This window comes from Microbacterium sp. R1, from assembly GCF_015159725.1.
GTDB classification, from domain to species: Bacteria; Actinomycetota; Actinomycetes; order Actinomycetales; family Microbacteriaceae; genus Microbacterium; species Microbacterium oxydans.
Map to the genome: position 1 here is coordinate 1,446,872 of NZ_JADDUD010000001.1, position 21,222 is coordinate 1,468,093.

General features: G+C 69.0%; 20 protein-coding genes. 13 read left to right on the forward strand and 7 right to left on the reverse strand.

All coding sequences use genetic code 11. The annotated features are described in order from the left end of the window. Positions 1-23 precede the first annotated feature (23 nt). Positions 24-272, reverse strand: a complete 249-nt coding sequence (locus tag ILP86_RS07170) for a WhiB family transcriptional regulator (protein ID WP_017203224.1) — start codon at positions 270-272, stop codon at positions 24-26. 230 nt (positions 273-502) lie between these two features. On the opposite strand from ILP86_RS07170, the gene ILP86_RS07175 reads away from it, so the two are divergent. After that, a complete protein-coding gene (locus ILP86_RS07175) occupies positions 503-889 on the forward strand; it encodes a hypothetical protein (protein WP_231589744.1) in 387 nt (128 codons plus the stop codon). Positions 890-937: 48 nt separating this feature from the next. On the opposite strand, the gene bcp is transcribed toward ILP86_RS07175, so the two are convergent. The 3 genes from bcp to aroA are packed head-to-tail and all read right to left on the reverse strand — an operon-like array spanning position 938 to position 3,810. Further along, positions 938-1,411, reverse strand: a complete 474-nt coding sequence (gene bcp / locus ILP86_RS07180; protein ID WP_058633158.1) for a thioredoxin-dependent thiol peroxidase — start codon at positions 1,409-1,411, stop codon at positions 938-940. A gap of 9 nt (positions 1,412-1,420) precedes the next feature. Next, positions 1,421-2,491 (reverse strand): ribosome small subunit-dependent GTPase A, encoded by a 1,071-nt coding sequence (gene rsgA, locus ILP86_RS07185; RefSeq protein ID WP_046749478.1) that lies wholly within the window; start codon positions 2,489-2,491, stop codon positions 1,421-1,423. Positions 2,492-2,493: 2 nt separating this feature from the next. Continuing rightward, positions 2,494-3,810 (reverse strand): 3-phosphoshikimate 1-carboxyvinyltransferase, encoded by a 1,317-nt coding sequence (aroA, locus tag ILP86_RS07190; protein WP_058633157.1) that lies wholly within the window; start codon positions 3,808-3,810, stop codon positions 2,494-2,496. 72 nt (positions 3,811-3,882) lie between these two features. On the opposite strand from aroA, the gene ILP86_RS07195 reads away from it, so the two are divergent. The 3 genes from ILP86_RS07195 to ILP86_RS07205 are packed head-to-tail and all read left to right on the forward strand — an operon-like array spanning position 3,883 to position 6,128. Further along, positions 3,883-4,545, forward strand: coding sequence for a sigma-70 family RNA polymerase sigma factor (locus ILP86_RS07195; protein ID WP_046749476.1), 663 nt, complete (start codon positions 3,883-3,885; stop codon positions 4,543-4,545). Then, on the forward strand, positions 4,542-4,787 hold the full coding sequence (locus tag ILP86_RS07200; protein ID WP_046749475.1) for a zf-HC2 domain-containing protein: 246 nt from the start codon (positions 4,542-4,544) through the stop codon (positions 4,785-4,787). The genes ILP86_RS07195 and ILP86_RS07200 overlap by 4 nt, the downstream gene beginning before the upstream one ends. A gap of 33 nt (positions 4,788-4,820) precedes the next feature. Beyond that, complete coding sequence (locus ILP86_RS07205; RefSeq protein ID WP_058633156.1) at positions 4,821-6,128, forward strand: GNAT family N-acetyltransferase; 1,308 nt, start codon at positions 4,821-4,823, stop codon at positions 6,126-6,128. Positions 6,129-6,185: 57 nt separating this feature from the next. Here ILP86_RS07205 and ILP86_RS07210 read toward each other — a convergent pair whose 3' ends face one another. Beyond that, positions 6,186-9,872 (reverse strand): multifunctional oxoglutarate decarboxylase/oxoglutarate dehydrogenase thiamine pyrophosphate-binding subunit/dihydrolipoyllysine-residue succinyltransferase subunit, encoded by a 3,687-nt coding sequence (locus ILP86_RS07210; protein WP_046749473.1) that lies wholly within the window; start codon positions 9,870-9,872, stop codon positions 6,186-6,188. A gap of 160 nt (positions 9,873-10,032) precedes the next feature. Here ILP86_RS07210 and ILP86_RS07215 point away from each other — a divergent pair, with 160 nt between their 5' ends. The 3 genes from ILP86_RS07215 (at position 10,033) to ILP86_RS07225 (ending at position 13,975) form a co-directional block, all read left to right on the forward strand. Then, a complete protein-coding gene (locus ILP86_RS07215) occupies positions 10,033-11,487 on the forward strand; it encodes a GuaB1 family IMP dehydrogenase-related protein (protein ID WP_193761683.1) in 1,455 nt (484 codons plus the stop codon). A 113-nt stretch (positions 11,488-11,600) separates the two neighbouring features. Beyond that, a complete protein-coding gene (locus ILP86_RS07220; RefSeq protein ID WP_058631355.1) occupies positions 11,601-12,917 on the forward strand; it encodes a hemolysin family protein in 1,317 nt (438 codons plus the stop codon). Next, positions 12,914-13,975 carry a hemolysin family protein gene (locus ILP86_RS07225; protein ID WP_046749470.1) on the forward strand — a complete coding sequence of 354 codons (1,062 nt, stop codon included), beginning with the start codon at positions 12,914-12,916 and terminating at the stop codon, positions 13,973-13,975. Before ILP86_RS07220 ends, ILP86_RS07225 begins: the two co-directional genes overlap by 4 nt. 64 nt (positions 13,976-14,039) lie before the next feature. On the opposite strand, the gene ILP86_RS07230 is transcribed toward ILP86_RS07225, so the two are convergent. Beyond that, positions 14,040-15,107 carry an NADH:flavin oxidoreductase/NADH oxidase gene (locus ILP86_RS07230; protein ID WP_193761684.1) on the reverse strand — a complete coding sequence of 356 codons (1,068 nt, stop codon included), beginning with the start codon at positions 15,105-15,107 and terminating at the stop codon, positions 14,040-14,042. A 56-nt stretch (positions 15,108-15,163) separates the two neighbouring features. Between ILP86_RS07230 and ILP86_RS07235 the strand changes: the two genes are divergently transcribed. The 6 genes from ILP86_RS07235 to ILP86_RS07260 are packed head-to-tail and all read left to right on the forward strand — an operon-like array spanning position 15,164 to position 20,006. Continuing rightward, complete coding sequence (locus ILP86_RS07235; RefSeq protein ID WP_193761685.1) at positions 15,164-15,997, forward strand: NAD(P)H-hydrate dehydratase; 834 nt, start codon at positions 15,164-15,166, stop codon at positions 15,995-15,997. Next, entirely contained in the window at positions 15,994-17,226 is a 1,233-nt protein-coding gene (locus ILP86_RS07240) for a hypothetical protein (RefSeq protein ID WP_230977869.1), read from the forward strand. Before ILP86_RS07235 ends, ILP86_RS07240 begins: the two co-directional genes overlap by 4 nt. 4 nt (positions 17,227-17,230) lie before the next feature. After that, complete coding sequence (locus tag ILP86_RS07245; protein ID WP_061017298.1) at positions 17,231-17,590, forward strand: thiamine-binding protein; 360 nt, start codon at positions 17,231-17,233, stop codon at positions 17,588-17,590. Then, on the forward strand, positions 17,583-18,059 hold the full coding sequence (locus ILP86_RS07250) for a GNAT family N-acetyltransferase (RefSeq protein ID WP_193761686.1): 477 nt from the start codon (positions 17,583-17,585) through the stop codon (positions 18,057-18,059). The genes ILP86_RS07245 and ILP86_RS07250 overlap by 8 nt, the downstream gene beginning before the upstream one ends. A 9-nt stretch (positions 18,060-18,068) precedes the next feature. Beyond that, positions 18,069-19,358: an MFS transporter gene (locus tag ILP86_RS07255; RefSeq protein WP_058631349.1), complete on the forward strand. Its 1,290-nt coding sequence runs from the start codon at positions 18,069-18,071 to the stop codon at positions 19,356-19,358. Between the two features lie 39 nt (positions 19,359-19,397). Beyond that, on the forward strand, positions 19,398-20,006 hold the full coding sequence (locus ILP86_RS07260; RefSeq protein ID WP_193761687.1) for an NUDIX hydrolase: 609 nt from the start codon (positions 19,398-19,400) through the stop codon (positions 20,004-20,006). A gap of 9 nt (positions 20,007-20,015) precedes the next feature. Here the strand turns inward: ILP86_RS07260 and ILP86_RS07265 are convergent, their stop codons facing one another. Beyond that, positions 20,016-21,221 (reverse strand): homoserine O-acetyltransferase, encoded by a 1,206-nt coding sequence (locus ILP86_RS07265; protein ID WP_113681586.1) that lies wholly within the window; start codon positions 21,219-21,221, stop codon positions 20,016-20,018. Position 21,222: the final 1 nt, after the last annotated feature.

Genomic DNA, 21,222 nt, shown 5'->3' on the forward strand with positions numbered 1-21,222 from the left:
GATCTCAGGCCGCTTCCGGAAGTTCAGGAGGCGCGGCGTGCGCGGGCGGCGCGACGCTTGAGAGCGCGGCGCTCGTCCTCGGAGAGGCCGCCCCAGACGCCGGAGTCCTGGCTGGTCTCCAGGGCGTACTGCAAGCAGATCTCGGTGACCGTGCAGGTGGCGCAGACGGTCTTCGCCTTCTCGATCTGATCGACGGCCGGGCCGGTGTTCCCCACGGGGAAGAAAAGCTCGGGGTCGACAGTCAGGCAGGCGGCCTTATCGCGCCAGTCCATGGGGGCTCCTCGGTGTGGATTTCATGAGATGTCGCGATGCGACCTCTCGGATTCGGGTAGTAGTTCGGGTTCCGCTACCCTGTTGAGATGCGGACGGAATGCCCGCGAATTGTGATGCGAGCGTGAACGCTCGCCCCACGCCGCTGTGGGAGCACATGACTTTCTCTATTCTGTTACATGAAAACCGTGAAATCAAGGGTTTTCTCCTCATTCGATCCATGGGAGACACCGTGCGCGCACCCGGAATCGCCCTCGCGGCAGCAGCCGTCCTCGCTCTCGAGGCAGTGGCGCTCCTGGTCTTCGCGGTGATCGAACTCGCCGGCCTCGGTGCGGGTGACGCGGCCTCTCTCCCGACCGCCCTCGCGCTCATCGTGCTCACGCTGATCGGTGCCGCAGCCCTCGTCGCCTTCGCGGTGGGCACGCGCTCCGGGAAGTCCTGGGCGCGCTCAGGGGGAGTGGTCTTCCAGGTGCTCGCCGTGGCGCTCGCGTTGGCTTCTCTCACGCTGCAGCCGATCTCCTGGCCGTTCACACTCGGAGTCGGGCTCCCCGGCCTGGTCGGCTTCGCGCTGCTGATCACGAGCGCCCGTCGCGAAGGGCCGCAGCGCGCGGCGGAGTGACCTCCGGAGCTCGGATCTCCGAGGCTCGGGAGGTGCCTACGGGGCAGGTCAGGCGTCGATGCCGAGCTGTTTGCGCAGACGCGCGACGTGGCCGGTGGCCTTGACGTTGTACTGCGCGAGCACGATCGTGCCGTCCTCGTCGAGGACGAAGGTCGAGCGGATGACGCCTTCGACGAGCTTGCCGTAGTTCATCTTCTCTCCCCACGCACCGTACGCGGAGTGGACCGCGTGATCGGGGTCGCTGAGGAGCGGGAAGGTGAGGGCGTCGCGCTCGCGGAACTTCGTCAGCGTCGCGGGGTCGTCACGCGAGATGCCGACCACGCGGTAGCCGGCACCCTGGAGGGACGAGATGCTGTCGCGGAAGTCGCAGGCCTCGGTGGTGCATCCGGGGGTCATCGCCGCCGGGTAGAAGTACAGCACGGTCTTCTGGCCGCGCAGATCCTCGAGGCGGACGGTGTTCCCGTCCTGGTCGAGGAGTGAGAAGTCGGGGGCGGCGGTTCCTGGTTCGAGGCGCTGGGTCACGCCTCCAGCCTAACGCCCGGGCGTCTGCTCCGCCTTGTCTGCGAACGTCTGCAGCAGCCGCTGCAGAGAGTCGAGTCGCGCACGACCGGTCTCTCCCAGCTCGCCTCGTTCCGCCGCCTCGATGAGCGCGCAGTCGGGGGCATCGGCCAGATGGGTGCAGCCGCGGGGGCAGTCCTCGGCGATCGTCGCGAGCTCGGTGAAGGCCGCGAGGATGTTGGCCGGATCGACATGGCCGAGTCCGAACGAGCGCACCCCAGGGGTGTCGATCACCCAGCCGGTGCCACCCGCTCCCTGGTAACGCAGGGACACGGTCGACGACGACGTGTGGCGTCCGCGTCCTGTCACCTGATTCACGTGTCCCGTGGCGCGCAGCGCTGTGGGGACGAGTGCATTGACGAGTGTCGACTTGCCGACTCCGGAGTGTCCGACGAACACCGTGGAGTGACCGATGAGAGCCTCGCCGATCTCCTCGACGGGCATCTCGTCCTGGGAACTCGTGAAGACCCGAAGGTCCAGCCCCTCGAAATGCGTGAGGAACTCGGTCGGGTCGGCGATGTCGGTCTTCGTGACGACGAGAAGGGGGCGGATGCCGGCGTCGAGTGCTGCCACGAGATAGCGATCGACCAGGCGCGCACGGGGTTCGGGGTCGGCGGCCGCGACGACGATGAGCATCTGGTCCGCGTTGGCGACGATCACCCGCTCGACCTGGTCCGTGTCGTCCGCGCTGCGTCGGAGAAGCGAGGTCCGCTCCACGATGCCGACGATACGGGCGAGGGTGCCATCGTCTCCTGAGGTGTCGCCGACCACTCGGGCCTGGTCGCCCGTGACGATGGGTGTTCGGCGCAGCTCGCGCGCACGTGTGGTGGTGATCGTGCGCTCCTCCGCCGTGTCCTCCCCGAGCAGGACGGAGTAGCGACCCCGATCCACACCGAGCACTCGCCCCACCTGCGCGTCCTCGTGCGCGGGACGGCGCTTCGTGCGCGGCCGGTTGGCTTTGGGGTTCGGGCGGGTGCGGATGCTGCTCTCGTCGAAGTCCTCGAAGTCGTCTTCGAGGTCGTCGGCGTCGTCGAGCCAGCTCACCGTCAGCCCCGCAGCATCCGCTCCCAGAGCATCGTGAACTCCGGGAGGGTCTTCGCAGTGGTGCCGATGTCGTCGATCTCCACATCGGGGACACGGAGACCGATGAGCGCGCCGGTCGTTGCCATGCGGTGGTCGTGGTGCGCAGCCCAGCGTCCGCCGTGCAGCGGGCGCGGGATGATGCGGAGTCCGTCCGGCAGTTCCTCGGCCTCGCCGCCGAGGGCACGCAGGTTCCCGATCAGCGCGGCGATTCGATCGGTCTCGTGCAGACGGATGTGCCCGATGCCGCGGATCGTCGTCGGGGAGTCCGCGAAGGCGGCGAGGCCGACCAGTGTCGGGGTGAGCTCGCTCGCCGCCGAGAGATCGAGGTCGAGACCGCGGATGCCGGAGCCCGCGCGCACCGTGAGCGTTCCGCCGTGCCGCCCGACGTGAGCTCCGGTCGCCTGGAGGATCTCCGGCAGGAGGGCGCCCGGTTGGGTGGAGTGCGGAGGCCAGCCCGTGATCGACACGGATCCACCGGTGACGAGCGCGGCGGCGAGGAACGGTGCGGCGTTCGAGAGATCGGGTTCGATCGCGATCTCCTTGGCGCGGGGGACGCCCGCCTCGACAAGCCATTCGCCGACGGCTGGGCGCTCGATGCGGATGCCTCGGCGGCTGAGTGCCTCGATGGTCATGTCGATGTGCGGAAGGCTCGGCAGGTGCTCGCCGGTGTGGACGAGGTGCAGTCCCACATCGAAACGCGGAGCGGCGAGGAGGAGCCCGGAGACGAACTGGCTCGATGCGGAGGCATCGATCTCGACGCGACCCCCGCGGATGCGCCCGTGGCCGCGGATCGTGAACGGAAGAGCCCAGGTGCCCTCGTCGTCGATGTCGACTCCGAGGTCGCGCAGCGCGCTGATGAGGCCCCCCATCGGCCGATGGAGGGCGGTCTCGTGCGCGGTGAGATGCACGTCGTTCTCGGCGAGTCCGGCCAGCGGAGCGATGAAGCGCATGACGGTGCCGGCCTGCCCGCAGTCGATCGTGGTGCCGCCGTCGAGTCTCGCAGGGGTGACGATGAGGTCGGGCCCGAACTCATGACCGGCATCCACCTCCTCGATGCCCACCCCGAGGGCACGCAGCGCGTCGACCATGCGCGCGGAGTCGTCGGAGTGCAGAGGGGCGATCAGGCGGCCTGGACCGTCGGCGATCGCGGCGATGATCAACTCGCGGTTCGTCAGCGACTTCGAACCGGGGATCGTGAGCTCGGCGTGCACGGGCACGTCGGTCGAGGGCGCGGTGTAGGCGCCCTGCACGCGGGAGGGGGAATACCTGTTGGCGCTCATCGGTTCTCACCTTAGTAAACGCAGGGAGCTTCGTCGCGAACGACAGGCTCCCACCCCACCGAAGGAGCGAGTATGACGGCGACGTTGGAGCGCGAGGTGATCGACCTCAGCGGCCTAGACTGGCCGGTGATGGATGACACCGCAACCGCAGACACCGTCGGCGACCCTCGGCGCGAGTTCGAAGAGCAGGCGCTCCCGTTCATGGACCAGCTCTACGCCGCCGCGATGCGTATGACGCGCAATCCCGCCGACGCCGCAGACCTCGTGCAGGAGACCTTCGTCAAGGCCTATGGGTCCTGGGCGACGTTCTCGCAGGGTACGAACCTCAAGGCGTGGCTCTACCGGATCCTCACGAACACCTACATCAACATCTACCGCAAGCGTCAGCGGGAGCCGTTCCAGGGCACGATCGACGAGCTCGAAGACTGGCAGCTGGGCGGAGCGGAGTCGACGACGGCGTCGCACAGCCGGTCGGCCGAGGCGGAGGCCATCGACCGGATGCCCGCCTCCGTCGTCAAGGACGCGCTGCAGGCCGTGCCGGAGGACTTCCGTCTCGCGGTCTATCTCGCGGATGTCGAGGGTTTCGCGTATCAGGAGATCGCCGACATCATGAAGACCCCCATCGGCACCGTCATGAGCCGTCTGCACCGTGGCAGGCGGATGCTGCGGGAGCTGCTGGCAGATTACGCCGCTGAGCGGGGCATCGCCGCGGCCGAGACGAGGAGCAAGAAATGAGTGACTGCGGCTGCGACAAAGCCCGTCAGGATCTGGAGGAGTACCTCCGCAACGAGGTGTGCAAGACCGAGCACACCGAGATCCGCGAGCATCTGGAGAACTGCCCGTCCTGTCGGGATGAGGCTCTCGTCGCCACCACCCTCACCGATGTGATCGCGCGGGCCTGCAAGGAGACCGCACCCGAGGAGCTGCGCGACCAGGTGTTCGCCCGGCTGCGGGCAGTGCAGGCAGCCCAGCACTGACTCCGGGTCGGAGGGCGTCGGTAGTGTGGGTGGATGACCTCCATCGATGCGAGAGACGTACCCGCTGACACCACCTCGAGGGAACGACTGGCCGGAGCCGGTCTCGACTATCGCGTCGTCGATCTGAGCGACGACCCGAAGGCATCGGCATTCGAGCGCGCGGTCGACCGCGGGTTCCTCGGGCCTGAGCCGAGCACCGAGATGATCGCCCAGGTGCGCAAGACCTTCGCCGAACGGCGGAACGTCGGGGTGTACGAGCAGGGCGCCGTCGATGCCGACCTTCCCGTCGCGACCATCAACGGCTGGGTGACGCCGCTCACCGTTCCCGGTGGGCGTGAGATCGACATGTGGGCCATCAGCGTGGTGACGGTGTCGGCGACGCATCGCCGCCGCGGGATAGCCAGGGCGCTTCTCGAAGGAGAGCTTCGCGCTGCGGCAGCCTCCGGTGTGCCCATCGCGGGCCTCACGGTGTCGGAGGCGACGATCTACGGTCGCTACGGCTTCGGCTCCGCGATCCCCGTCGCGCGTCACACGGTCGACACCCGCCGCGCCGGCTGGAGCGGCCCGACCCCGCTCGGCACCCTCGAGTACGTCGACCGGGAGACCCTCGCTGCAGACCTCGGCACGGTCCACGAACGCGCACGGGGGAGGGCTGCGGGGCAGATCCCGGGCTGGCAAGGTCGATGGGAGGGGTACGCGGGCGTGTCTCCCACCCCGGACCGCGACCAGGCACGTGGGGTGCGCTATCGCGACGAGGACGGCGTGCTGCGCGGCGTCATGGCCTACACCGTCGGTGAGGCCGCCGGCACCTTCCGGTTCCGGATGGACGTGCGCCTGCTGGTCGCCGAGACGATGGACGCGCGCACGGCGCTCTGGCGCTTCGCCCTGCAGCACGATCTCGTCGACGAGGTGGTCGCCGACCTCCGCCCGGTCGACGACCCGCTGCCATGGCTCGTGCACGACACCCGCGGCGTGAAGCAGGAGGTGCACGACCACGGCTGGCTGCGCGTGCTCGACATCCCTGCCGCGCTGACCGCCCGTCGATACTCGGCGCCGATCGACACCGTCATCCGCGTGGAAGACTCCCTCGGCTTCGCGAACGGCGACTGGCGCCTGCACGTGGACGACTCCGGCGTCGCGACCGTCGATCCGGTGACCGACTCCGCGACAGACGTCGATGTCACGCTCGATGTCTCCGCGCTCTCCGCCCTGTATGCGGGAGGGGTCCGCGCTGCGACGCTGCACGGTGCCGGCCGCATCGCCGCCGATGCCGCTGCGGTCGAGGCCCTCGACCGAGCCTTCATCACCTTCCCCGCGCCGTCTCTCGACATCTGGTATTGAGTCCGCACGAGAAGGGGCGCCGCGACCTGAGTCGCGGCGCCCCTTTCGTGCAGACGATCAGCCGAGTGTGACGGCTGCCTGGATCAGCGCAGCCTGCTCTGCCGCGTGGACCTTCGAGGATCCCGTCGCCGGCGAGGCCGAAGCCGGGCGCGAGACCGGACGGAACGAACGGTCTCCCGGCACGTCGGCGAAGGCGAGCGCGAGGAAGGGCCATGCGCCCTGGTTCTCCGGCTCCTCCTGCACCCACACCAGCTCGGCGTTCGGGTAGGAATCGGTGATGGCCTTGAGGCCGTCGATCGGAGTCGGGTACAGCTGCTCGAGCCGGACCAGAGCCACCGCGGGGTTCGGGTTCTTCTCGAGCTCGGCCCGCAGGTCCCAGTGCACCTTGCCCGAGTGCACCAGCACGCGCTTGACGGCGGCGCGGTCGAGACCGCGGTCGTCGTCGAGCACAGGTTCGAACCGGCCCTGGGTGAAGGCCTCGACCGGGCTGGTCGCTCCACGCAGACGCAGCATGGCCTTCGGGGTGAACACGATCAACGGCTTGCGCGGACGGGCATAGGCCTGGCGGCGCAGCAGGTGGAAGTACGAGGCCGGAGTCGACGGGCGCGAAACGATCATGTTGTCCTGCGCGCACATCTGCAGGAACCGCTCGATGCGCGCAGAGGAGTGATCCGGTCCCTGACCCTCGTAGCCGTGGGGGAGGAGCAGGGTCACACTGGACTGCTGCCCCCACTTCTGCTCGGCCGCCGAGATGTACTCGTCGATGACGGACTGAGCGCCGTTGACGAAGTCACCGAACTGCGCCTCCCAGAGCACGAGCGCCTCGGGGGCCTCGACCGAGTAGCCGTACTCGAAGCCGAGAGCCGCGTACTCGCTCAGCAGCGAGTCGTAGACGAAGAAGCGTCCCTGGGCGTCGGAGAGGTTCGACAGGGGCAGCCATTCCTGACCGTTCGCGCGGTCGTGCAGGGTCGCGTGCCGCTGCACGAACGTGCCGCGCCGCGCATCCTGCCCGGCCAGACGAACCGGGGTGCCCTCCACGAGGAGCGAGCCGAAGGCGAGCAGCTCGCCGAAGCCCCAGTCGATGGCGCCGTTGCGGCTCATGTCGAGGCGCTTCTCGAGCAGCTGCTGGATCTTCGGGTGCACCGTGAAGCCCTCTGGCTTGTTCACGAAGGCATCGCCGATCATCTGGATGACCTCGCTCGGCACGCCGGTGACCTCCGGTGCGCCGACCTGGTCCTCGACGGGCGGCGTCTCCGGCGCGACGGGGAGGGCACCGGTCTCGGCCGCGTGCGTCTCGGCGAAGGCGATCTCCAGTCGGTTCTGGAAGTCGGCCTTGGCCTCGTCGTACTCCTGCTCGGTGATGTCACCTCGGCCGACGAGCGACTCGGTGTAGAGCCGCCGGACGGAGCGCTTCGCCTGGATGAGGTCGGTCATCAGCGGCTGCGTCATCGAGGGGTCGTCTCCCTCGTTGTGGCCGCGCCGGCGGTAGCAGACCAGGTCGATCACGACATCGCGGTGGAAGCGCTCGCGGTACTCGAAGGCGAGCTGCGCGACGTGGATGACCGCCTCCGGGTCGTCGCCGTTCACGTGGAAGACGGGGGCCTGGATGGTCTTGGCCACGTCGGTCGAGTAGATCGAGGTGCGGCCGTCGTTCGGGGTGGTGGTGAAACCGACCTGGTTGTTCACCACCACGTGGATCGTGCCACCCGTGCGGTAGCCGCGCAGCTGCGACATCTGCAGGGTCTCGACCACGACACCCTGCCCGGCGAACGCGGCGTCGCCGTGCACGAGGATGGGCAGCCACGCGAACGTGCCGATGGGCTTGCGGTCCTGCTTGGCGCGGACGATGCCCTCCAGCACGCCGTCGACCGTCTCGAGGTGCGAGGGGTTGGCGGCGAGGTAGACGGGGAGCTCCGACTTGTCATCGGCGACGAAGGTGCCCTCGGTCCCGAGGTGGTACTTCACGTCACCGGATCCGCGCTGGTTGCCCGGCGTCTGCGTGCCCTCGAACTCACGGAAGACCTGACCATAGGTCTTTCCGGCGATGTTGGTGAGCACGTTCAGGCGGCCGCGGTGGGCCATGCCGATCGCAGCCCCTTCGAGGCCTGCCGTGGCCGCGCCCTGCAGGATCTCGTCGAGCAGCGGGATCAGCGACTCGCCGCCCTCGAGGGAGAAGCGCTTCTGGCCGACGAACTTGGTCTGCAGGAAGGTCTCGAACGCCTCGGCCTCGTTGAGCTTGCGGAGGACCCGCAGCTGCTCGTCGTGGCCGGGCTTCTGGTACTTGACCTCGACCTTCTCCTGGAACCAGCGGCGCTGCTCCGGGTCCTGGATGTGCATGTACTCGATGCCGAGCGTGCGGCAGTACGAGTCGCGCAGCACGCCGAGGATGTCGCGGAGCTTCGCGATGCGTCGTCCGCCGAAACCGCCGGTGACGAACTCGCGGTCGAGGTCCCAGAAGGTGAGGCCGTGGCTCTCGATCTCCAGGTCCGGGTGCGAACGCTGCACGTACTCGAGCGGGTCGATGTCGGCCATCAGGTGACCGCGCACACGGAACGAGTTGATGAGCTCCTGCACGCGGGACTGCTTGTCGACGCGCTCGGCGAGATCGACCGCGATGTCGGGGTTCCACCGGATCGGTGCGTAGGGGATGCGGAGCGCCGCGAAGATGTCGTCGTAGAAGCCGCGCTGGCCGATGAGCAGCTCGTGCACCTTCTTCAGGAACTCGCCGGAGCCGGCTCCCTGGATGACACGGTGGTCGTAGGTGCTCGTGAGCGTGATCGTCTTGCCGATCGCCAGCTCGTTGAGCGTCTTCTCGCTCGCGCCCTGGAACTCGGCCGGGTACTCGAGGGCGCCGGCGCCGATGATGCAGCCCTGGCCCTTCATGAGACGCGGCACCGAGTGCACGGTTCCGATTCCGCCGGGGTTGGTGAGCGACACCGTGGTGCCCTGGAAGTCGGCGGCGGTCAGCTTGTTGCCTCGTGCACGCGTGACCAGGTCTTCGTACGCGGAGAGGTACTCGGTGAAGGTCAGGGTGTCGGCGCGCTTGATGCTGGGCACCATGAGGGCGCGCGTGCCGTCGGGCTTGGGCAGGTCGATCGCGATGCCCAGGTTGACGTGCGCCGGTGCGACCACCGAGGGCTTGCCGTCGACCTCTGCGTAGAACACGTTCTGGCTGCGGAACTCGTCGAGGGTGCGGATGAGCGCCCAGCCGATGAGGTGCGTGAAGCTGACCTTGCCGCCGCGGGTGCGAGCCATGTGGTTGTTGATGACGATGCGGTTGTCGATCATCAGCTTCGCGGGCACGGTGCGCACGCTCGTGGCGGTCGGCACGGTGAGCGACTCGTCCATGTTCGCCGCGAGGGTCTTCGGCAGACCGCGCAGCGGTGTGACCTTGTCCTCTTCGGCGGGAGCGGGAGCCTCCTTGGACTCCGACTTCGCGGCGGGCTTCGGGGCCTGGGCGGGGATGGGGGCGGCCGCGGCGGGCTTGGCGGTGGTGCGCGCGACGGGCTGGGAGCCGATCACGGGGATCGGTGCCGTCACGGGGTGTGCAGCCTGGGCCGGTGCGTCGGACGCTGCGGCGGGAGCAGCGGACGCCGTCTCGGAGTGGTACTTCTCCAGGATGGGCCACCACTCCTTGTCGACGGAGTCGCGGTTCACCTTGAACTGCTCGTAGAGCTCTTCAACGAGCCAGGAATTGGCTCCGAACCCCCCGTCGCCGTTGACGCCGGTCACCTGGTTCGACACTCTCGATCGCCCTCTTTCATCGCTGAAGCTCTCTGGTGCGGACGTCGACGCAGGATGCGTTCGGGCCCGCACACTCTCGACCAACAAGCCTAACGTGTTTCCCTTGGGGAATCGTCGAAGCCGAGCGCCCACCGCGTCGCGATCTGGGTACCGTGGAACCATGAAGTTCTCTGGAGCGCAGCCGACCGTCGATCTGACCTACTCCGACGTCTTCCTGGTACCCCGCAGATCCGCGGTCACCAGCCGTCTCCAGGTCGATCTCGCGCCGCAGGACGGCACGCCGGCGACGCTGCCTTTGGTCGCGGCCAACATGAACTCCGTGACGGGTCCGCGCATCGCCGCTGTACTCGCTCGGCGTGGCGCCCTCGGGGTGCTGCCGCAGGACCTGCCTCTGCAGGAACTCGATGCCGCGATCCGTGAGGTGAAGTCGCAGCCCGTGCTCTGGGACACGCCGATCGTGCTGCCCCCGGAAGCCGCGGCTGCTGACGCGCTCCGCCTGCTGCCGGCGACCAGCGGTCACGGCATCGTCGTCGCCCGTGGCGCTGCCCCCATCGACGTCGGCCGGATCCTCGGCATCCTGCCCGCGACCAGGCTGGCGACCGCGCTCCCCGATGCGCAGCTGGGTGACCTGGTGCATCGCGGCACGCCATCGATCGACGCGGACGACATCGGCTCTGAGCGGCACGCGTTCGACGTCATCACCGACGCGGGCGTCGAGATGGTCACCGTCGTGCACCACGGGCACCTCGTCGGCACACTGAGCGCCCGCAGCGCGCTTCGTTCGACGCTGTACCGTCCGGCCGTCGACGCCGACGGGCGCCTCGCCGTCGCCGCCGCGGTCGGCATCAACGGCGACGTCGCGGCCAAGGCCAAGGCACTCGCCGCCGCCGGCGTCGACGTGCTGGTGGTGGACACCGCCCACGGACACCAGGAGGGCATGCTGCGAGCGCTGCGGGCCGTCGCCGAGCTCGACCTCGGTCTTCCCGTCGTCGCGGGCAACATCGTCACCGCGGAGGGCGTGGCCGACCTGGTCGACGCCGGTGCGTCGATCCTCAAGGTCGGCGTGGGTCCCGGCGCGATGTGCACCACCCGCATGATGACCGCGGTCGGCCGCCCGCAGTTCTCCGCTGTGCTCGAGACGGCACAGGCGGCGCGGGAGCTCGGCGCGCACGTCTGGGCCGACGGGGGAGTGCGCTACCCCCGCGATGTCGCCCTGGCCCTCGCCGCAGGTGCCGCCTCCGTCATGGTCGGTTCGTGGTTCGCGGGGACGATCGAAGCGCCGGGCGAGTTGCAGCGCGATGCGGAAGGGCGCCTGTTCAAGGAGTCGTGGGGCATGGCGTCGACCAAGGCGGTCCAGGCCCGCTTCGGCAGGCTCGACGCCTACGAGCGTGCGCGTAAGGAGCTGTTCGCTGAGGGGATCTCGTCATCGAAGATCTACCTCGACCCGCTCCGGCCCGGCGTCGAGGATCTCCTCGACATGATCACCTCGGGGGTGCGATCCTCGTTCACCTACGCCGGGGCTGCATCCGTCCCGGAGTTCCATGACCGCGCCGTCGTGGGTCTGCAGTCGGCGGCCGGCTACGAAGAGGGCAAGGCGCTTCCGGTCAGCTGGTGATCGTTGCGCGCATACACGGTCGCGTTGGGTACAATCGTCGGCATAATGGACGACCCTCCCAGTTGTAGAACATCGCCCCACTGTCCGCCTCTCTCACAGGAGAGGAACCTCTGATGGACTACATCATGTTGGGCGTGGGGCTCCTGCTCACGGTCGGCACCGGCCTCTTCGTCGCCAGCGAGTTCGCCCTGGTGAACCTCGATCGCGCGGAACTCGAGGCCAGGCAGGCGAGAGGCGAGTCGCGGCTCTCCCTCACCATCAGCGCCCTCAAGCACACGTCGACCCATCTCTCCGCTGCGCAGCTCGGGATCACGCTGACGACCCTGCTCACCGGGTACACGATGGAGCCGGCGCTGTCGAATCTGCTGCGTCCGACGTTCATCGCCTGGAGCATCCCCGAGGCGGCCGTCACCCCGATCGCGACCATCGTGGCGATGCTGGTGGCGACGGTGCTCTCGATGATCCTCGGTGAGCTCGTCCCGAAGAACTTCGCCCTCGCGCTGCCTCTGGCCACTGCGAAGCTCGTGGTCCCGTTCCAGATCGCCTTCACGACCGTGTTCAAGCCGGCCGTCGTGGTGCTCAACGGCAGCGCGAACGGCGTGCTGCGCAGTATGGGCATCGAGCCGAAGGAGGAGCTCTCGGGGGCCCGGAGCGCTGAGGAGCTCTCCTCTCTCGTGCGCCGTTCCGCCAGCGCCGGTCTGCTGGAAGCCGATACAGCGACGCTCCTCGACCGCACGCTCACCTTCGCCCGGCTGACCGCCGCCGATGTGATGACGGCGCGTCCGAGCATGCATGCGATCGCGGCCGGCGACTCCGCCGACGACGTCATCCAGCTCGCCCGACGCACCGGGCACAGCCGTTTCCCGGTGTACGACGACGACCTGGACGACATCACCGGTGTCGTCCACCTCAAGGCGGCCATCTCCGTGCCTCGAGAGCGTCGGACCGAGGTTCCTGCCGGCGCGCTGGCGACGGAACCGCTCCGGGTGCCGGAGACCGTGCACGTCGACGCCCTGATCGCCGAGCTGCGGGCACGCGGCTACCAACTGGCCGTCGTCGTCGACGAGTACGGCGGCACCGCCGGTCTGGTGACTCTCGAAGACCTGGTCGAAGAGCTCGTGGGCGAGGTCGCCGACGAGCACGATCGCACCAGGGCCGGAGTGATCCGCAACCGCGAGGGCATCACGTTCCCCGGGGAGCTCCGACCGGACGAGCTGCGTCGTCGCGCCGGCGTTGAGGTGCCGGAGGGCGACGTTTACGACACCGTCGGCGGCTACGTCATGAGCGTGCTCGAACGGGTTCCGTCGGTCGGCGACGAGGTCGAGCTCGACACCGGCACGCTCCAGGTCGTGCGCATGGACGGTCGGCGAGTCGATCGGGTGCGCTACGTGCCGAGACCGCTCGCTGTCGATGAGGAGGTGACCCGATGAGCGATTGGGGCGGACTCGCCTGGCTCGTCGTGCTCCTGGTCGCGAACGCGTTCTTCGTCGGCGGTGAGTTCGCCGTGATCTCGGCCAGAAGATCGCAGATCGAGCCGCGCGCGGATCAGGGTTCGCGTGCAGCGAAGACGGCCCTGTACGCGATGGAGCATGCCACTCTCATGCTCGCGACCTCGCAGCTCGGCATCACGATCTGCTCGCTGCTGATCCTCAACGTGTCGGAGCCGGCCATCCACCACCTGCTGTCGGTGCCGCTGCATGCGCTGGGGTGGCCGGACGGCGCCGTCGATGCCGTGTCGTTCACGGTCGCGCTGCTGGTCGTCTCGTTCCTGCACGTGGTGTTCGGTGAGATGGTGCCGAAGAACCTCGCCTTCTCAGTGCCGGACCGCGCTGTGCTGATCCTCGCCCCGCCGCTGGTCTGGGTGTCGAAGGTCTTCATGCCGGTGATCTGGGTGCTCAACGCGGCGGCGAACGGCGTGCTGCGCCTGTTCCGCGTCGAGCCGAAGAATGAAGCGGCATCCACGTTCACGCTCGAAGAGGTCGCGACCATCGTCAGCCAGTCGCGTCGCGAGGGCGTGCTCATGGACACGGCGGGAACCGTCGCCGCCGCCGTCGAGTTCACAGACAAGAAGGCCAGGGATGTCGCTGTGCCCTTGAGCGATCTGGTCACTCTTCCGCAGTCGACGACGCCGGACGACATCGAGAAGGCGGTCGCCCGCTACGGGTTCTCGCGTTACGTGATCGTCGACGACGAGTCGGTTCCGATCGGCTACGTGCATCTCAAGGACATCCTGCGGGCGTCCGAGGGAGCGGACGCCGAGACCAAGATGATCCAGCCGGTCCCGGCCAAGCGTATCCACCACATGGTGCCCGTTCAGGAGAACACCGACCTCGAGGACGCCCTCGCGGTCATGCGCCGCGCGGGCCGGCACCTGGCCAAGGTGCGGGACGCGGAGGGGAACACCACCGCTGTCCTGTTCCTCGAGGACATCCTGGAGGAACTGGTCGGCGAGGTTCAGGACGCGACACGTCGCTTCCGCGGACGCTGATCCTCCACCGCACGACGAAGGCCGCCGAATCCTGCACGGATCGGCGGCCTTCGTCGTCGGGGGCTCAGCGGGGACGGGCGCGCTCGTACTGCGGCGGCCAGGCGACCTCGGCGTCGAGCTCGTGCGCGGCGCGGAGGGCGAAATGCGGGTCGCGCAGCCACTCGCGTCCCGCGAAGATCGCGTCGGCGGCGCCATCGGCGAGCACCTGCTCCGCGTGGGAGGCCGCCGTGATGAGGCCCACCGCGGAGACCGGGATCCGACCGCCTTGACGCACGCCCTCGGCGAGACGCACCTGGTATCCGGGGAACACGGTGATCTGCTGATGCGCCACGAGGCCACCGCTCGATACGTCGATCAGGTCTGCACCGTGCTGGGTCGCCCAGCCACTGACGATCTCCGCCTCCTCCGGCGTGAACCCGCCCTCCGCGTGGTCGGTGGCGGAGATGCGGACGAACAGCGGCACGTCGGCGCCGGCGGCGTCGCGGACGGCGCCGACCACGCGCAGCAGTAGACGAGCGCGGTTCTCGAGCGAACCACCGTATTCGTCCTCACGGTGGTTGGACAGTGGGGAGAGGAACTGGTGGAGGAGGTAGCCATGCGCTCCGTGGATCTCCAGCACGTCGAAGCCCGCGGCGACCGCGCGATGAGCTGCATCGGCGAAGGCCTCCACCACGCGGTCGATGCCCGCCGTATCGAGGGCGATCGGGGTGTCGAAGCCCTCGTAGGCGATGGCGGACGGCGCGGACGTGGTCCATCCACCCTCACCGGTCGGCACAGTGCCTCGTTCGGGAGCCCACGGCCACCACGTCGAGGCCTTGCGGCCGGCGTGGGCGAGTTGGATGCCCGCGTGCGAGCCCCGATCGTGGATCGCCTGGACGATCGGGGCGAGCGCGTCGCGCTGCTCGTCGTTCCAGAGCCCCAGGTCGCGCGGCGAGATCCGCCCGTCGGGGACGACCGAGGTCGCCTCGGCGATGATGAGCCCGGCGCCGCCCGAGGCGAACTGCGCGAGGTGAGTGTGATGCCACTCCTGCGCCACGCCGTCGACGGCGCTGTACATGCACATCGGCGACACCCAGAGGCGATTGCGCAGGGTGACGGAACGGATGGTCAGCGGGGAGAAGAGAAGACTCACCGTTCGACGCTACCGCCGCGCAGGCGACCCGAGGGCCGTCGCACTAACGTGGAGTCATGGTCGAGGTGCGCGAGTGGACGCGAGATGACACGGCGCGGTTGTTCCGTGTTCCCACAGCCGACGACGACAAGTACGCCCGTGGTGTGGTGGCGCTTCGCACCGGGTCGCCCGCATATCCGGGTGCCGCCGTGCTCGGGGTGGAGGCCGCGTGGCGCACGGGCGCCGGATTCGTCCGGTACGTGGGCGCGGAGCGGGTGGCAGATGCTGTTCTCGCCCGACGTCCGGAGACGGTGGCGGGGGCGGATGTCGGCCGGTCGCGGATCGACGCCTGGGTGATCGGTTCCGGCACGGACCCCACCGACCGGGACGACGCGGAGCAGGCCGCCCTCGAGGCGATCGTCGCCGGCGATGCAGCGGTGGTGATCGACGCGGGCGCACTCGATCTCGCCGGGAAGGCGCGCGCTCCTTTCCTGGTGACCCCTCACGCGCGGGAGTTCGCCCGGCTGCAGGAGCAGCTCGGCATCTCCACGTCCGAAGAGGATCGCGCGTCGGCGGCCAGGAGGACGGCGGACCGGGTCGGAGGCACCGTGCTGCTCAAGGGCGCTCGCACGCTGATCGCGTCTCCTGACGGCGGCGTCATCGCCGTCGACGCGGGTACAGGGTGGCTGGCGACCGCAGGGACAGGGGATGTGCTCGCCGGGGTGCTGGGTGCCGTGCTCGCAGCGAACCAGGGCAGCCCGATCGCCGAGGTCGCCGCCGCCGGGGCGTGGATACACGGACATGCGGGCCGAGTGGCCGCGGGGATGAGCGACGGCGGGACGGGGCATCCGATCGTCGCCATGGACGTCGCTGCGGCGCTGCCGCAGGCGATCGCGGACGTCCTCGCGTGAATCGCCCGCCGACCGGGGTGGCCGTGCTGTGGGTCGCCTTCCTCCTCGCCCACCTGCTCACGGCATGGGCGGGCTGGGTCTATCCCAGTCAGCCCATGGGCGATGTGGTCCTCGTCTACGAACCCTGGGCTTCGTCGGCCCTCGACGGGGGCCCGATCGTCGGTGTCACCGAGACCTGGGTGTACCCGCAGCTCGCGCTCGTGCCGATGCTCGTGGCCAAGATGCTCGCGGCGCCGCTCGTGCCGCTGCTCGGGGTCTCCGGTGCGTACCTGATCGGGTGGGCCGCCCTCGTCGTGATCCTCGATGCGGTGGCGTTCGGAGTGCTGATCGGCCGCTCGCCGTCGCGCCCGCGCCGCGTCGCCGCCTGGTTCTGGTGCGCGGCGCTGCTCCTCCTCGGACCGATCGCGCTCTATCGGATCGATGCGATCACGGTGCCGATCGCCGTGATCGGCGGGCTCTGGCTCGTGAGTCGGCCGGTCGTCGGTGCTGCCCTCCTCACGGTGGGCGCCTGGATCAAGATCTGGCCGGGCGCGCTCGTGCTCGCCGCCGTGATCGCGCTCAGGGCGCGCATGCGGGTGCTGTTCGCCGCGCTGGCCGTCACGGCCGGAGTCGTCGCAGCGCTGCTCGTGCTCGGAGCGGATTCCGAGATCCTCGGCTTCCTGACGGAGCAGACGGGACGGGGACTGCAGATCGAAGCGGTCGCCGCCACGCCGTTCCTGTGGCTCGCCGTCACCGGGGCCGCCCGCATCGAGTACAGCTTCGAGATCCTGACCTTCCAGATCACGGCACCGGGCGTCGATGCCGTCGCGGCCGTGCTCACGCCCCTGATGGCGGTGTGCGTGCTCGCGGTCGCAGCCGTCGGCGCGCTCAAGGCGATCCGCGGTGCGCGCTTCACCCGGCTGTTCCCTCCGCTCGCCCTCGCGCTCGTGACGTTGCTGATCGTCACGAACAAGGTGGGCTCCCCGCAGTTCCAGACCTGGCTGATCGCGCCGATGATCCTGTGGCTCGTGCTCGACCGCGTCAGGGCGCGCGTCCCCGCCGTCGTCGTCCTCGCCCTCTGTCTGCTCACCTGCCTCGTCTACCCGATCGGCTACGACGCGCTGCTGCGAGCCGATACCCTCTCCGTCGCCGTCCTCACGGTGCGGAACGTCCTTCTCATCGTCCTGCTCGTGCTGGGCATCCGTGCTCTGCTTCGCGTACCCGTCCGCCAACCGAAAACCCTGGAGTGAACCCATGTTGATCGCCTTCTCCGTCGCCCCGAGCGGTACCCCGGCCGAGGGTGCCGAGCGCACCGATGCATCGGTGCACGACGCCGTGGCCGCTGCCGTGCGCGTGGTGCGGGAATCGGGCCTGGCGCACCGCACCACCAGCATGTTCACCGAGATCGAGGGCCCGGACTGGGACACCGTCATGGGCGTCGTGAAGCGTGCGACCGAGGCCGTCATGCCGTTCGGATCGCGGGTATCGCTCGTGTTGAAGGCCGATATCCGGCCCGGGTACTCCGGAGAGCTCGACGCGAAGATCGAACGCCTCGAGGCTGCTCTCACAGAGGCGGGCTCGGAAGAGGCGGGCTCTGCGCGCGCGGATGGCTGACGTCGTCCCGGCGACGTCGATCGCTCTTCGACCGGCGCTCGCCGAGGACGCCGAGTGGATCGCGGAGCTCCGGGCCGACGTGCTCAGAGTCGACCTGGAGCGACTCGGACGTTATGACGAGGTCCGTGTCCGGCAGCGCTTCCGCGACGCGTTCGAGCCTGCGCAGACGCGGATCATCGTCGTGGATGCCGTCGACGTCGGCTCTGTCGCCCTCCGCCGAGACGGCGATTCGCTCTGGCTGGAGCACTTCTACATCTCTCCCTCGCACCAGGGTCGCGGGGTCGGGGGCCGCGTGCTCACGACGGTGCTCGACGGTGCCGGCCGGTATCGCCTCAACGTGCTCAGGGGCAGCCCGGCCCGAGGCCTCTACGAGCGCCACGGGTTCGTCGTCGATTCCGAGGACGACGTGGATGTGTTCATGACGCTCGATCGTGAGGGGGAGACGAGGTGGGCGTCCGAGGGCCGGTAGGCTGTTCCGGTGAATCCCTCGACTGAATCGAGGGGTGCGGCGAAGTGGGCGCTCCTCTCTCTCGCCATAGGCAGCTTCGGAATCGGCATGACCGAGTTCGTGGTCATGGGCCTGCTTCCCAACATCGCCGCCGACCTGCTCCCTTCGCTCTGGGCGACCAGCCCGGAAGATGCGCTGAGCCAAGCGGGGTGGCTGATCTCGCTGTACGCGCTGGGTGTGGTGGTCGGCGCCCCGACCATCGCCGGTTTCGTCGCGCGATATCCACGGCATCGGGTGATGATCGTGCTGGCTCTCGCGCTGACGGTGTTCAACGCCCTCACCGTGGTGCTGCCCACGTTCGAGCTCGTCGCCGCGTCCCGCTTCCTCGCCGGTCTCCCGCACGGTGCGTACTTCGGCATCGGTGCACTCGTGGCGGCCGAGGTGATGGGGCCGGGCAACCGTGCCAAGGGCGTGGCCTTCATCCTCACCGGCCTCACGGTCGCGAACGTCGTCGGCGTGCCGCTGGGCACCTTCCTCGGACAGCAGTGGGGGTGGCGCTCGGCCTTCGCCGTCGTCGCCATCGTGTTCGCGCTCGCCACTGTCTGCATCGCGCTGTTCGTGCCGGAGCATCCGGGGGATCCAGGGCGCACGATGCGGCAGGAGCTGCGGGTGTTCCGGATCCCGCAGGTGTGGTTCACGTTGGGTGTCGGCGCGATCGGGTTCGGCGGGTTCTTCGCCGTCTACAGCTACATCGCGCCCCTGGTGACAGAGGTGTCCGGTTCGCCGGAGTGGGTCGTGCCGATCGTGCTCGTGCTGATGGGGCTCGGGATGACGGCGGGAAACCTGGTCGGTGGTCATCTCGCCGACATCGATCTGCGTCGCACGCTGCTCTTCGGTCTCGCCGCCATGGCTCTCGTCTTCGCGCTGCTCGCCTTCCTGTCGTTCTGGATCGTCAGCCTGGCGGTCGTGGTGCTCGTGGTCGGTTTCGTCTCGTCGGTGCTGAGCCCGACGATCCAGACCCGCCTCATGGATGTGGCCGGTGACAACCAGTCGATCGCGGCAGCCATGAACCACTCCGCGCTCAACATCGGCAACAGTCTGGGTGCCTTCCTCGGCGGCGTCGTGATCGCCGCAGGCTGGGGCTTCACGGCACCGGCGTGGACAGGGGCCGCGCTCGCCGTGGCGGGTCTGCTGATCGCCCTGCTGTCCTATCGCGTCGAAGGGCGTCGTCCCGCGCCGGTGGAGCTCGTCACAGCGGTATCGGCCGGATCGGCATCGGTCGTCTCGACATCGACAGCACCGACCTCGACCGCACCGTAGACGACCGCGCCGTAGACGACCGCACCGTAGAGTGACGGGGTGAGTGCTCCCGAGACGACTCTGCCCGTGGCCGGGACCGTTGTCCTGCTGCGGGCGTCGGATCCGGGGTTCGAGGTGCTCCTGATGCGGCGGCCCGATCGCGGCTCGTTCGCGGGAGCGTGGGTCTTCCCCGGGGGCAAGGTCGAGCCCGGTGACATCCGCGGGGGTGGCGACATCGACGATGCGCGGCACGCCGCCATCAGGGAGACCGCCGAGGAGGTCGGCCTCACGGTCGAGGACCTCATCGTGCTGTCGGAGTGGCAGCCGCCGCCGGAGGCACCGACGCGCATCCGGACCTGGTTCTTCCTCGCTCACGCACCGACCGGGGAGGCCGCGCCCTCCGCCGACGAGGTCGAGGAGATCGCGTGGGTGCGCCCGGCTGAGGCGCTCGCGCGCCATGCGGCCGGGACGTGGAGCCTGTACCCGCCCACCTGGATCACACTGCATCAACTCTCGGCGTTCGGCGATGTGTCCTCGGCACTCTCCTCGGGCGGCTCGACCCAGCTGTTCCAGACGCGGGTGCTCGACTCCGATGCCGGTCGGGGTTTCGCCTGGGAGCAGGGGCGTCTCGAGGCGGGTTCGCTGCCCTGGCGGTTCGAACCGAGCTGAGCGGAGGGGTCAGCTCTCGAGCAGGCGCCGCAGATTCGAGCCGACCGCCTCGGTCTCGATGAGGAAGCCGTCGTGTCCGAAGTCGCTGGCGATGACCACGGCCTCGTCGTCGATGACGTTCGGGATGCTGCGGGCGATGCGCTGCTGTCCGTCGACAGGGAAGAGCCGATCGCTGTCGATCCCGAGCACCAACGTGGTCGCGGTGACGGCATGCAGCGCCTCTTCGACGCCCCCTCGACCGCGGCCGACGTCGTGCGAGTTCATGGCCTCGACCAGGGTGATGTAGCTGTTCGCGTCGAATCGGCGTGTGAACTTGTTGCCATGGAAGTCGAGGTACGACTCCACCGCGAAGCGTCCGCCGTGACCGAGCGGTGACACGTCGGACTGCCAGGAGCGCTGGAACCGCTGATTCAGCTCGATCGGGCTGCGGTAATTCAGCAGAGCCATGCGTCGGGCGAGGGCGAGCCCCCGGTGCGGACCGTCGCCGTCCGCGAGGTCGTAGTACTCGCCGCCCTGGAAGCGCGGGTCCATGCGGATGGTCTCCAACTGCACGGTGTTGAGCGCGATCTGGTCGGCGGTGGTCACCGGGGGAGAGGAGAGCACGGCGAGGCGCTGCACACGCTCGGGGTGCGTGGCCGCCCATTCCAGCGCGTGCATCCCTCCCATGGAGCCGCCGATGACCGCGGCCCAGCTGTCGATGCCGAGAGCATCGGCGAGGCGCACCTGGGCGGCGACCTGGTCGCGGATGGTCAGGTAGGGGAAGCGCGACGCCCATTCGTAGCCGTCCGCGGCGATGCTCGCAGGTCCCGTCGATCCCTGGCATCCTCCCAGCATGTTCGGGGCGATCACGAACCAGCGGTCCGTGTCGAGCGGAGCGCCAGGACCAGTGATGTCCTCCCACCAGCCCGCGGTGGGGTGGCCGGCGCCCGCGGCTCCGCGCACGTGACTGTCGCCGGTGAGCGCGTGCAGCACCAGGACGGCATTGTCCCGTGCCGCGTTCAGCTCGCCCCAGGACTCGTAGGCGATGCGGATGCCGGGGAGCTCTGCACCGCTCTCGGTCGCGAACGGTCCGAAGGCGGCGAAGCGACGACCCCCCACGGGGTCGCCGTCCCGCCAGGCGCCGGTCGCCGGCGGACGGGCGCGGAGCAGCCTGACATCGGCCTCCGTCACGGGTGCAGAGGGCACCGTGTCCTCGGAGGTCGTCTGCCAGTCCATG